The 12,003-nt window shown below is 70.5% G+C and carries 11 protein-coding genes; 7 read left to right on the forward strand and 4 right to left on the reverse strand.

Translation table 11 applies throughout. The features are described from left to right. From Q0Q47_RS30370 to Q0Q47_RS30390, 5 genes are all read left to right on the forward strand, one after another. A partial coding sequence (locus Q0Q47_RS30370) for a hydantoinase B/oxoprolinase family protein (RefSeq protein WP_293868829.1) occupies positions 1-579 on the forward strand: 579 nt, incomplete at its 5' end. After that, the gene (locus tag Q0Q47_RS30375) at positions 576-2,648 is read left to right on the forward strand and encodes a hydantoinase/oxoprolinase family protein (RefSeq protein ID WP_293868830.1); all 2,073 of its coding nucleotides are present in this window, start codon (positions 576-578) and stop codon (positions 2,646-2,648) included. The genes Q0Q47_RS30370 and Q0Q47_RS30375, both read left to right, overlap by 4 nt. Beyond that, positions 2,645-3,271: a cysteine hydrolase gene (locus tag Q0Q47_RS30380; RefSeq protein WP_293868831.1), complete on the forward strand. Its 627-nt coding sequence runs from the start codon at positions 2,645-2,647 to the stop codon at positions 3,269-3,271. The genes Q0Q47_RS30375 and Q0Q47_RS30380 overlap by 4 nt, the downstream gene beginning before the upstream one ends. Beyond that, the gene (locus tag Q0Q47_RS30385) at positions 3,268-4,677 is read left to right on the forward strand and encodes an FAD-dependent oxidoreductase (protein WP_293868832.1); all 1,410 of its coding nucleotides are present in this window, start codon (positions 3,268-3,270) and stop codon (positions 4,675-4,677) included. The genes Q0Q47_RS30380 and Q0Q47_RS30385 overlap by 4 nt, the downstream gene beginning before the upstream one ends. Before the next feature lie 61 nt (positions 4,678-4,738). Further along, positions 4,739-5,647 carry a sugar phosphate isomerase/epimerase gene (locus Q0Q47_RS30390; protein WP_293868834.1) on the forward strand — a complete coding sequence of 303 codons (909 nt, stop codon included), beginning with the start codon at positions 4,739-4,741 and terminating at the stop codon, positions 5,645-5,647. 9 nt (positions 5,648-5,656) lie between these two features. Here the strand turns inward: Q0Q47_RS30390 and Q0Q47_RS30395 are convergent, their stop codons facing one another. Next, positions 5,657-6,127: a TspO/MBR family protein gene (locus Q0Q47_RS30395; RefSeq protein ID WP_293868836.1), complete on the reverse strand. Its 471-nt coding sequence runs from the start codon at positions 6,125-6,127 to the stop codon at positions 5,657-5,659. A gap of 178 nt (positions 6,128-6,305) precedes the next feature. On the opposite strand from Q0Q47_RS30395, the gene Q0Q47_RS30400 reads away from it, so the two are divergent. Both Q0Q47_RS30400 and Q0Q47_RS30405 read left to right on the forward strand, forming a co-directional pair. After that, a complete protein-coding gene (locus Q0Q47_RS30400) occupies positions 6,306-6,512 on the forward strand; it encodes a cold-shock protein (RefSeq protein WP_293868838.1) in 207 nt (68 codons plus the stop codon). A gap of 489 nt (positions 6,513-7,001) precedes the next feature. Further along, a complete protein-coding gene (locus Q0Q47_RS30405) occupies positions 7,002-7,514 on the forward strand; it encodes a GAF domain-containing protein (protein WP_293868840.1) in 513 nt (170 codons plus the stop codon). A gap of 5 nt (positions 7,515-7,519) precedes the next feature. On the opposite strand, the gene pgi is transcribed toward Q0Q47_RS30405, so the two are convergent. The 3 genes from pgi to zwf form a co-directional block, all read right to left on the reverse strand. Further along, complete coding sequence (pgi, locus tag Q0Q47_RS30410; RefSeq protein ID WP_293868842.1) at positions 7,520-9,169, reverse strand: glucose-6-phosphate isomerase; 1,650 nt, start codon at positions 9,167-9,169, stop codon at positions 7,520-7,522. Between the two features lie 11 nt (positions 9,170-9,180). Continuing rightward, positions 9,181-11,010, reverse strand: coding sequence for a phosphogluconate dehydratase (edd, locus tag Q0Q47_RS30415; RefSeq protein ID WP_293868844.1), 1,830 nt, complete (start codon positions 11,008-11,010; stop codon positions 9,181-9,183). 40 nt (positions 11,011-11,050) lie between these two features. Further along, on the reverse strand, positions 11,051-12,003 hold a 953-nt coding region (gene zwf, locus Q0Q47_RS30420), incomplete at its 5' end, for a glucose-6-phosphate dehydrogenase (RefSeq protein WP_293868845.1).

Genomic DNA, 12,003 nt, shown 5'->3' on the forward strand with positions numbered 1-12,003 from the left:
TTCTTCGGCGGCGGCCTCGGCGGCAATCCGGAGAGCGACGGGCTCAACCACGGCAACAACCCGATCTCGATGGCGACCATCCCGCCGGCCGAGATCATGGAAGCGTCCTACCCCGTCATGTTCACGCAATGGGCGCTGCGGCCCGACAGCGCCGGACCGGGCCTGCACCGCGGCGGCCTCGGCGCGATCTACGAGATCGAGGCACTGGCTCCCGGTGGGGCGGATGCCTTTCTCTTGGGCGAGCGCGGCCTCTTCGCACCGTTCGGCGTGAATGGTGGCGGGCCGGCCGCGCTGAACGCCTTCTCCTGGCAGACGGACACGGGCAGCGCCTCGCCGCTACTCGCCTCGAAGGTCACGGACGTCCACGTGCGCCAGGGTCAGCGCGTCCGCCTGGAATCGCCGGGCGGAGGGGGCTGGGGCGACCCCTACACGCGAGACCCCGAGCGCGTCGCGCGCGACGTGCGCTTGGGCTACCTCGCCGTGGGCCTTGCCCGCGAGCAGTACGGCGTCGCGCTGCGCGGCGACGGCAGCGTCGACCCCGATGCCACCGCGAGCCTGCGCGCCGGGAGGTCGTCATGAGCGACACGACGCGCAAGCGCACCATCGTCGGCGTCGACGTCGGCGGCACCTTCACCGACCTCCTCCTGTTCGACGAGGCCGACCGCAGCTTCCGCACGGCCAAGGTTCCCTCGAACCGGGGCGACGAGGCGACCGGCTTCATCGCTGGCCTGGAGACCTTCGGCCCCGTCGCGGACCTGGGGTCCATCGTCCACGGCACGACGGTGGGCACCAACGCGCTGCTGGAGCGCAAGGGCGCGCGCATCGGCGTCATCACCACGCCGGGCTTCCGCGACGTGCTGGAGATGCGCCGGCGCGACCGGCGCCGGACCTGGGGCCTGTGGGGCGATTTCGAGCCCATCGCCGACCGCGACATGCGCGTCGAGGTGCCGGAGCGAACGCTGGCCGACGGCACGGTGCGCGTGCCGGTCGACGCCGCCGCCGTCCAGGAGGCGGCGCGGACTCTTCTGGCGCGCGGCGCGGAGGCGCTGGCCATCGTCTTCATCAATGCCTACGCCAACCCCGCCAACGAACGGGCGGCGGCCGAGGCGGCCCGGGCCGTCTGGCCCAATGGCGACGTGACCACATCGTCGGAGATCCTGCCGGAAATCCGCGAATTCGAACGCGCCTCGACGACGGCGCTCAACGCCTACCTCCAGCCCGTCGTCGGCCGTTACCTCGCCAAGCTCGAAGGCGCGCTGGCGCAGAAGGCTTTCGCCGGGCAGTTCCACATCGTCCAGTCGAACGGCGGGGTGATGTCGACCCGCACGGCGCGCCGGCTCCCGGTGCGCACGGCCCTGTCCGGACCCGCGGCCGGCGTCATCGCCGCGGCGGCCATCGCGCGGGCCGCAGGCTACCCGAACGTCATCACGGGTGATCTCGGCGGCACCTCCTTCGACGTGTCGCTGATCGCCGACGGGCAGTCCGCGCTGGCGGCCCAGACGACGATCGACTTCGGCCTCGTCATCCGCACGCCGATGATCGAGATCACCACCATCGGCGCGGGCGGCGGCTCCATCGCCCATGTCGACAAGGGCGGCCTGCTGCAGGTCGGGCCCGAGAGCGCCGGATCGCGCCCCGGCCCCGTCTGCTACGGGCAGGGCAACACCCGGCCGACGCTGACCGACGCCAACGTCGTGCTCGGCCGCATCAACGCCGAGCGGCCGATCGGCGGCGCGCTGGCGCGGCTCGACGTCGAGGCGGCCAAGGCCGCCATCGATGCCCACGTCGCCCGCCCGCTGGGTCTCGGCGTCATGGAGGCGGCGGAGGCCATCGTCCGCATCGCCAATGCGCGCATGGCGGGAGCCATCCGGCTCGTGTCCATCGAGCGTGGTCATGATCCGTCGCGCTTCGCCGTCATGCCGTTCGGCGGCGGCGGTGCGCTCCACGCCGGCGCGCTCATCGACGAGGTCGGCCTGTCCTGCGCGGTCGTGCCCCGCTTCCCGGGCATCACGAGCGCGCTCGGCTGCGTCATCGCCGACCTGCGCCACGACCAGGTGCAGACGGTGAACCTCGGTCTCGACGGGCTCGACGCGGCCAGCCTCGACCGGCGCATGGTCGAGGCGGGCCGCGAGGCCCGGGCCGTCGTCGACGCGGCGGGGATCGCGGTGGAGCGCGTCGACGTGCTCTACGAGCTCGACATGCATTACCAGGGGCAGACCCACACGGTCGGCGTGCCGCTGCCCGTCACGCTCGGCGAGGCGTCGACCGGGGTCACGGAAGCCGTCGTGCGCGAGGCGTTCGAGGCCGCCTACAAGCGGCAGTTCAGCTGGCTGCTGCCCGACATTCCCGTGCGCATCGTTTCGCTGCGCACCGCGGCCGTGGGCCGACGCCCCGCCTTCGACCTGTCGGCCCTGGCGCCGGCCGAGGGCGCGGGGCTGGAGGCTGCCCGCCGTGGCGAGCGGCCGGTGTGGTTCTCCGGCGGCTGGCACGTGGCATCCGTCTGGTCGCGGCTGGATCTGCCGGCGGGCTCGATCGTCCAGGGTCCCGCCGTCATCGAGCAGCCGGATGCGACCACCATCGTGGATCCGGGCCTGACGGCCCGCACCGACGCGCTCGGCAACCTCACCGTGGAAAGGCACTCCGCATGAGCCATGGTCCTGTCCCCCTGGAGCGAACCGCGCTTCTCGTCTGCGACCTGCAGAACGACTTCATCCATCCGGAAGGCGCCTATGCGCGCGGCGGCCAGTCCTCGCCCGAGATCGCGGCGATCCCCGCGCGGGTGAAGCCGCTGGCGGATGTCCTGCGCGCCCATGGCGGCTTCGTGGTCTCGACTCATTTCACCCTCGTCCCGGGGCGCGGCGGCGAGCCGATGATCTCGCCGCACCTCAAGGCGATCCGGCCCTTCCTGCGCAAGGGCGACTTCCTGCCCGGCGCCTGGGGCCACCAGCTCGTGGACGAACTGGCCCCGGCCGACTTCTGCGTGGAGAAGGTCGCCTATTCGGCGTTCTACATGACCCGCCTGGAGTGGGTCCTGCGCAAGGCGGGGATCACGAAACTCTACGTCTGCGGGATCGTCACCAATGGCGGCGTGGCCTCCACCGTTCGCGACGCGCATGTGCGAGACCTCGAGACGGTGCTGCTGTCCGACGGTTGCGCGGCGTTCTCGGCCGCGGTCCACGACACGGCGGTGGCCGCGCTGCGACCCGTCTGCCCGGTGATGACGGTGGCGGAGGCGCTGGCCGAGCTGTCTGGGCTCGCGGGGCCGTCATGAGCGCGCAACGGCAGGTCCTGCCCGCCGAGGGCGTCTCGTTCGAGGTCGAGGTTCCGCTGGTCATCGTCGGGGCGGGCGCCGCGGGCCTCGTCGCCGCGCTGGCCGCCATCGAAACGGGCGTCGAGCCGCTCGTGCTGGAGCGCGATCCCGTTCCGCGGGGCTCCACGGCCCTGTCGGCGGGCCTCATCCCCGCCGCCGGGACGAGGTTCCAGGAGGCGCTGGGCATCGCCGACACGCCGGACCTGTTCGCACGCGACATCCAGCGCAAGGCTCATGGCGACTCCGATCCCGGCCTCGTGTCGCTCGTGACGGCGGAAATCCCGCGCGCCATCGAGTGGCTGGCGGACGCGCACGGCCTGCCTTTCTCGGTCGTCAACGATTTCAACTACCCGGGCCACTCGGCGCGCCGCATGCACGGCCTGCCGTCCCGCTCCGGCCGCGAACTCGTCGACGCCCTGCGCCAGGCTGCCGAAAGCGCCGGCGTGCAGGTCCTCACCGGCGCCGCCGCCACCACGCTGTTCGCCGGCACCGACGGCCGGATTGCCGGCGTCGCGGCCGAACGCCCGGACGGCACGCTGGAGCGCATCGGATGTCGGGCGCTCGTGCTGGCCTGCAACGGCTATGGCGGCAATCCCGATCTCGTGCGCCGGCACATTCCGGAGATGGATGGCGCGCTGTATTTCGGGCATCCGGGCAATACGGGCGACGCCGCCCTCTGGGGGGAGGGCCTCGGCGCGGAATTGCGCGCCATGTCGGCCTACCAGGGGCACGGCAGCGTCGCCCATCCGCACGGCATCCTCGTCACCTGGGCGGTGGTGATGGAGGGCGGCTTCCAGGTCGACACGCAAGGCCACCGCTTCTCGAACGAGACGCATGGGTATTCCGAACAGGCGGCGATCGTCCTGCGGCAGCCCGGGGGGATCGCCTGGGACGTCTTCGATGCGCGGATCGCGGGCGTCGCCCGGCAGTTCGAGGACTTTCGTCAGGCCGAGGCCACCGGAGCCGTGCTGCGCGCCGACACGGTGGAGGAGCTCGCCGGGGCGATGCACGTGCCTGAGGCCGCCCTGCGCGAGACGTTCCAGGCCGTCGATAGGCTGGTCGCCACGGGAGGGACGGACGCCTTCGGCCGCAGCTTCTCCGGCGTCCGCACGCTCGCGGCTCCCTTCCATGCCGTGAAGGTCACCGGGGCCCTGTTCCACACGCAGGGTGGACTGGCCGTGGGGACGGACGCGCGCGTGCTGCGGACGGACGGTGGCATCCTGCCGAACCTCTTCGCCGCGGGCGGGGCAGCGGTCGGCGTCTCGGGTCTCGACGCCGCCGGCTACCTGTCGGGCAACGGACTTCTCACCGCCGTCGCGCTCGGTCGGATCGCCGGCAAGGCCGCCGCCCGGCTGGTCCGCGGCTGACGGCGCTTGCCGCCGGTCATGGGAGGCTGCAGGGTGCATGGTTCGTCACGAGGAGCCCGCCATGGCGCAACCCGGTCCACGCGTCGGCCTGTCCATTTTTCCTGGGTGTTCCGATCTCTCCGATCTTCCCGCGCGCCTGGATGAGGCCGAAGGCTTCGGCGTCGATACGATCGAGCTGCCCATCTACGACTACGACGTCGTGGTCGGCGGCCGGATCCGGGCGGAGCAGCTGGCGAGGGTGAAGGCCGCCTGTCGCGGGCGATCGGCAGGCTTCACGGCCCACGGGCCGCTCGGGATCAATTTCTTCGACCCGCCCTGGCGGTGCTCACGGCACTGGAACGTGCTCGCGGCATCGCTGGAGGCCGCCGCCGCCCTGGATTGCGAACACTACGTCCTGCATTCGGGAACGATGGGGATCGTGCAGCACGACGGGATCGAGGACGCCTATGAGCGGCAGCGCGAATGGCTGGTGCGGGCGGGTGACCTCGCGCGGTCGATGGGTGTCGTCGTCTGCGTGGAGAACCTGTTCGCCGGCTACGAGGGTGTCCGTTACACGGCGACGCCGGCCCGCCTGGCCCGGGAGCTCGCGACGATCGATCACCCCTTCGTCCAGGCCACGCTCGACTTCGGCCACGGCCACCTCAACCTCGCCTTCCAGGGCGGCGATCTCGTGGAGGAATGCGGGCAGCTCGCGCCGCGGTCGCGCCACCTGCACGTGCACGACAATTTCGGGCGCCAGGACGATATCTGGACCTACACGCACGGCGAGAAGATCGCCTTCGGCCACGGCGACCTGCACCTTCCCGTCGGATGGGGCGACATCCCCTGGGACGTCCTGATGAGCGGCTGCGTGTTCCCGCCCGGCGTGATCTTCAACATCGAGCTCGAGGAGCGCCACTGGCACGAGGCCGGGGCGTGCATCGCGGCGACGCGCGCGCTGGCCGCGCGCGCACGGATCGCGACGGGCTGAGGCCGGCCGTCAGCCGGCCTGGGGATTGAGGCGCCACACCGTGAAGTTCAGGGCGCCGGCAAAGGTGACCCAGCACAGATACGGCACGAGGAGCCAGGCGGCCGTCTGGTCCACCGGCTGGAACGTCCAGATGGTGGCGGCGATCGACAGCCACAGCAGGACGAGTTCGGCGAAGGCCAGATCCATGCGGCGCATCCCGAAGAACAGTCCGGACCACGTGGCGTTGAGGACCAGCTGCACCGCGTAGATCGCGATCGGCACGCTCACGAGACCGGCCTTCTTCCAGACCATCCATCCGGCCACGGCGATCAGGATGTAGAGGACCGTCCACGCCGGACCGAACAGCCAGTTCGGCGGGCGCCAGCTGGGCTTGCGCAGGCTGTCGTACCAGGTCCCCGGTCGGAAGATGGCGCCACTGGAGGCCGCCAGCACGCAGGCGACCACGAATCCCGCAAGACCGAGTCCGTCCGTAAAGCTCATCGCGAAGCCGCTCCTGCCTGGTGTTCGTCTCAGTTCGGGACGGAAAACGGTCAAGGCCGAGCTTGAAGCCGCCGAATTCCGCTCTTGTACCTGCGCATCCTCCGTTGCAGAAGGGCTCGTCTCATGCGAAGTGTGATATCGGCCGTGCAGAGGCCGTGCAGACAGCTAGGAAAAGACGATGGCGACCGGTACTGTGAAGTGGTTCAATACTGAGAAGGGATACGGGTTCATCCAGCCCGACACCGGTGGGCCGGACGTCTTCGTCCACATCACGGCCCTGAACCGGGCCGGCCTGCGCGACCTCAAGGAGAACCAGAAGGTCTCCTACGAGCTCGAGACGGGCCGCAACGGCAAGACCAGCGCCGTCGACCTTCGCCTGGTCTGAGTTTCGGAACGGCGCCGTCGGTTCGACCGGCGGCGCGTTTCAATGGAGGGGCCTCCGGCGCTACAGTTCGGCCGGCCTCTCTCACGTCCTGATCCGCGATCCTGCTCGGAATGTCTTGGACACGACAGGCGCGGAGCAGAGCGCTTTTTGCCGCTCCGCATGACCTGTTGAGGCGACCAGCCGCCGCGATCGCGCGCTCGTCCCATCCAGGTCGCATGTTCGCCTGCGCCGGCCCCCCCATCGGCCGTTATGCCGCAGCGACACTGCTGAAAAATTCATCGCAAATTGTCTCGGGGCCGCTCTCGCGCTGGCAACGACCGCCTCATTTCGCAACGCGGGCCGCACAAATTCGGGCTCGAATTGCGCAAATCGTGTCTGATTGCTTGAGTCGACGCCCCGAATTGCATACGGTTAAGGCCAAGGTATCTCCTCGCCGGCTTGGTGCGGAGATGATGAATTGGGCACCGAGCGTGCCCGTCTCGAGGTCTCATGGGTACGAATCCCATCCCGCGGACCGCAAACCTTTCGGTCATGCAGGCCTTGGTTGGGGCCCGCCGTCTCGGAGCGGCCGCCCTCGATCATATCGCCCAGGTCGCCCGCGAGCGCTTCAAGGTTCCGGCGGCCGTCGTGTCGCTGAGTGACGGGCAACAGCTCTTCTTCGCCGGGCGGTCGGGCGTCGGGTTGGGCCACACGCTCCTCGAAGGCTCGTTCTGCTCCACGACCTTGGCCACGGGCGACGTTCTCGTCGTCGAGGACGCCGTGAAGGATCCGCGGTTCGCCGAGAACTGCCTCGTCATCGGCGAGCCCCACGTGCGCTTCTATGCCGGCGCACCCATCGTCCTGCAGAGCGGCGAGCACATCGGCGCGATGTGCGTGCTCGACGTCGAGCCGCGCCCCTTCAATGTCGGCCAGCGCGTGGTCCTGAAGCACATGGCGCTTGCAGCCAAGGCCGAACTCGAACGGCTCTGCGCGTCCGACCCGGCCTATGCCCGGCCGAACTGAAGCCGTCAGGGTTTCCGCGCGGCGGCCTTGAGGGCGGCCACGAGCCCTAGGGTCGATCCGTCGATGCCTGCGGGTGCCTCGCCGCCCTGGACGAAGGGCAGCAGCCCACCGGCGAGTTCCTTGCCCAGCTCGACCCCCCACTGGTCGAACGCGTTGATCCCCCAGATCTGCGCCTCGACGAACACGCGATGCTCGTAGAGCGCGATCAGCGCTCCCAGCGTTTCGGGATCGAGGATCGCGTAGGTGATCGTGATGGAGGGACGGTTGCCGTCGAACACCCGGTGGGGGGCGATGGCGGCGACGTCGGACTCGCTTCGCCCGGCGGCCCGGAGCTGCGCCGTGGCCTGTTCGAGCGTGCGTCCGGTCATGAGGGCCTGCGACTGGGCCAGGCAGTTGGCGACCAGGAGATCGTGGTGCAGGCCGAGTTCGGGCTCGTGCCCCCGGGCTCCCACGAGAAACTCGCAGGGGATCACCTCGGTGCCCTGGTGGATGAGCTGGTAGAAGGCGTGCTGCCCGTTGGTGCCCGGCTCGCCCCACACGATCGGGCCGGTCGAGCGGCTGACGGGCACGCCGTCGAGCGTCACGCCCTTGCCGTTCGACTCCATGTCGAGCTGTTGCAGGTAGGCGGGAAACCGCAGCAGCCGCTGCTCGTAGGGAAGCACGGCACGCGACGGATAGCCGCAGACATTGCGGTGCCAGATCCCGGCCAATCCCAGCAGGACCGGGAGGTTCTCGCCGAGCGGAGCCTCGGCGAAATGCCGGTCCATCGCATGGGCGCCGTCGAGAAACCGCCCGAACACCTCCGGGCCAACCGCGATCATGACGGAGAGGCCCACCGCCGACCACACCGAGTAGCGTCCGCCCACCCAGTCCCAGAACCCGAAGGTGCGTGACGCCGAGATGCCGAAGGCCGCGACCTTGTCGAGCGCCGTGGAGACCGCACAGAAGTGACTGCCGACGCTGTCCTCGCCCAGCGCCGCGACGATCCAGCGCCGCGCGGAGGCGGCGTTCGTCATCGTCTCGATGGTGGTGAAGGTCTTCGATGCGACGATGAACAGGGTCGTGGCGGGATCGAGCCCCTTCAGGGTGTCGGCGAGGTGCGCGCCGTCGACGTTCGAGACGAAGTGGCTGCGCGGCCCGTCATGCCAGGGCGCCAGGGCGATGGTCGCCATCACAGGCCCCAGGTCCGATCCGCCGATCCCGATGTTCACGACATCGGTGAAGCGTCCCCCGCGCGCCGGCGCGATGGCCCCCGTGCGGATGCCCGTCGCGAATTCCGCCATCGCGGCGAGCACCGCGCGCACGTCCGGCATCACGTCCTCGCCGTCGACGAAGACCGGCCCATCGGAGCGGTTGCGCAGCGCCGTATGCAGGACGGCCCGGCCCTCGGTGGTGTTGATCGGCGCGCCCGACAGCATCAGGTCGCGGCGCTCCTCCACCTTGGCCGCCCTGGCGAGGTCGACCAGCAGTTCCAGGGCCTGGGCGTCGAGCGCGGTCTTCGACAGGTCGAGCATCAGGTCGCCCGCGCGGCGGGAGAGGCGGCGGAAGCGGTCGGGATCCCCGGCGAAGAGGGTCTCGATGCGCGTGGCCGCCGTGCGGGCGCGGTGGTCGGCGAGGGCGGCCCAGGCCGCGGCGAGGGCAGGCGCTTCGGTCATGGTGGGTCTCCTCAGCCGTGCAGCGCGGTGAAAACGGACGCGCCCTGGTCGGCACGGCCCGCCACCGACCGGAAGGCGGCAAAGAGTTCGCGCCCGCACAGCTCGTGCGAGGCGGAGAGGTCGGCGACGGCGGGGGCTCGGGCCGCCCACTCGGCCGCGTCGACGAGCACCTCGAGGCGGCCCTGGACGGCGTCGACCCGCACGACGTCTCCGTCGCGGATCCTGGCGATGGGGCCGCCGTCGACGGCCTCCGGCGTGACGTGGATGGCGGAGGGGACCTTCCCGGACGCGCCGCTGAGGCGGCCGTCCGTCACCAGCGCCACCCGCTGTCCGCGATCCTGCAGCACGCCCAGGGGCGGCATGAGCTTGTGCAGCTCGGGCATGCCGTTGGCCTTGGGCCCCTGGAAGCGGACCACGGCCACGAAGTCGCCCGCCAGCGTCCCGGCCTTGAAGGCGGCCTGGAGTTCCTCCTGGGAGTGGAACACGCGGGCCGGCGCCTCGATCACGTGGCGCTCCGGCGCGACGGCCGAGGTCTTGATCACGGCGCGTCCGAGCGGCCCCTCGAGCAGCTGGAGCCCGCCGGTCGGCTGGAACGCGTCCCGGGCGCCGCGCAGCACGGCCGTGTCGCCCGAGGCCGTCGCCGCCTCGCGCCACGCGACCGAACCGTCCTGCGCCATGACCGGCTCGCTGAGATAGCCGTCGAGGCCCGTGCCCCACACGGTCGCCACGTCGCGATGAAGCAGCCCTTCGCCGATGAGTTCGCGGATCAGGAAGCCCATTCCGCCAGCGGCCTGGAAATGGTTCACGTCGGCCTTGCCGTTTGGATAGACGCGCGCCATCAGCGGCACCACGCCGGCGAGGTCGGCGAAGTCGTCCCAGGTGATCGCGATTCCGGCCGCCGCGGCCATCGCGATGAGATGGATCGTGTGGTTGGTCGATCCCCCCGTGGCATGCAGCCCGACGATGCCGTTCACCACCGCGCGCTCATCCACGATGCGCCCGATGGGGGTGTAGTCGTTGCCCTGCGCGGTGATCTGCAGGACCCGCTGCGTCGCCGCCACCGTCAGCGCGTCGCGCAGCGGCGTGTTGGGGTTGACGAAGGAGGAGCCGGGCAGGTGCAGGCCCATGATCTCCATCATCATCTGGTTGGTGTTGGCGGTGCCGTAGAAGGTGCAGGTGCCGGGCCCGTGGTAGGACTTGGCCTCCGCCTCCAGCAGCGCGTCGCGGTCGACCTTCCCCTCGGCATAGAGCTGGCGGATCTTCGCCTTCTCGTCGTTGGGCAGGCCCGAGGTCATCGGGCCCGCGGGCACGAAGATCGCGGGCAGGTGCCCGAAGGACAGCGCCCCGATCAGCAGGCCGGGAACGATCTTGTCGCAGACGCCCAGATAGAGCGCCGCGTCGAAGGTCTGGTGCGACAGGGCCACCGCGGTCGCCATGGCGATCACGTCCCGCGAGAACAGCGAGAGCTCCATGCCGGCCTCGCCCTGGGTGACGCCATCGCACATGGCCGGGACGCCGCCGGCGACCTGGGCGACGCCGCCGGCGTCACGGGCGGCCTGCCGGATCAGGTCCGGGAAGCGCTCGAACGGCTGGTGGGCGGACAGCATGTCGTTGTAGGCGGTGACGATGCCGATGTTGGGAGCGCTTCCCGACCGCAGCTCGGCCTTGTCCCCCGGGCCGCAGGCGGCGAACCCGTGCGCCTGGTTGGCGCAGCCCAGCCGCTTGCGTGCCGGTTGCGACTGCGCGGCCCGCGCGATGCGATCCAGATAGCGGGCGCGGCTGTCGAGGCTGCGCCGCACGATTCGTTCCGTGACGTCGCCGATGGTTGCGTGAACCGACATCATGCGTCTCCTCGCAAGGCGTTCCGGTGAGGTCCGGCGCTCAGAACCCGTCGTCGTGCCAGGTGCGTCCGTCGCGCTCGATGAGCGCCACGGCGGCGGACGGGCCCCAGGTGCCGGCGGTGTAGGGCTTGGGCGGCGCGCTGGCGTTCTTCCAGGCGTCGAGAATCGGGTCGACCCAGGCCCAGGCCGCGTCGACCTCGTCGCGGCGCATGAACAGGGTCTGGGTGCCGCGCACCACGTCCATCAGCAGGCGCTCATAGGCGTCCGGCGCCTTCACGCCGAAAGCGTCGGCGAAGCTCATGTCGAGCGGCACGTGCTGCAGGCGCATGCCGCCGGGGCCCGGATCCTTGATCATCAGCCAGAGCTTCACGCCCTCGTCGGGCTGCAGGCGGATGACCAGGCGGTTGTTCTCGACGGCCCCCGCGGCGCTCGGGAAGATCGAGTGCGGGATCGGGCGGAAGTGGACGACGATCTCCGACACGCGCGAGGCGAGCCGCTTGCCGGTGCGCAGGTAGAAGGGCACTCCCGCCCAGCGCCAGTTCTCCACCTCGGCCTTGATGGCCACGAAGGTCTCGGTGGTGCTGTCGTCGCGCTCGAGCTCTTCCAGATACCCCGGAACGGCGCCCCCTGCCGAAGCGCCGGCGCGGTACTGTCCCCGCACGGTGCTGTGGTCGACCTGCCCGGGCCCGATCGGCTTCAGGGACTTCAGCACCTTGAGCTTCTCGTCGCGGACCGCGTCGGCGTCGAGAGACGTCGGCGGCTCCATGGCCACGAGGCACAGGAGCTGGAGCATGTGGTTCTGCACCATGTCGCGCATGGCGCCGGACGTGTCGTAGTAGCCGGCACGGCCCTGCAGGCCGAGGGTCTCGGCGACCGTGATCTGCACGTGGTCGATGTGGGCGGCCTTCCACACGGGCTCGAACAGCGCGTTGGCGAAGCGCAGCGCCATCAGGTTCTGCACCGTCTCCTTGCCGAGATAGTGGTCGATGCGGA

Source organism: uncultured Alsobacter sp., assembly GCF_945952055.1.
GTDB lineage: Bacteria > Pseudomonadota > Alphaproteobacteria > Rhizobiales > Beijerinckiaceae > Alsobacter.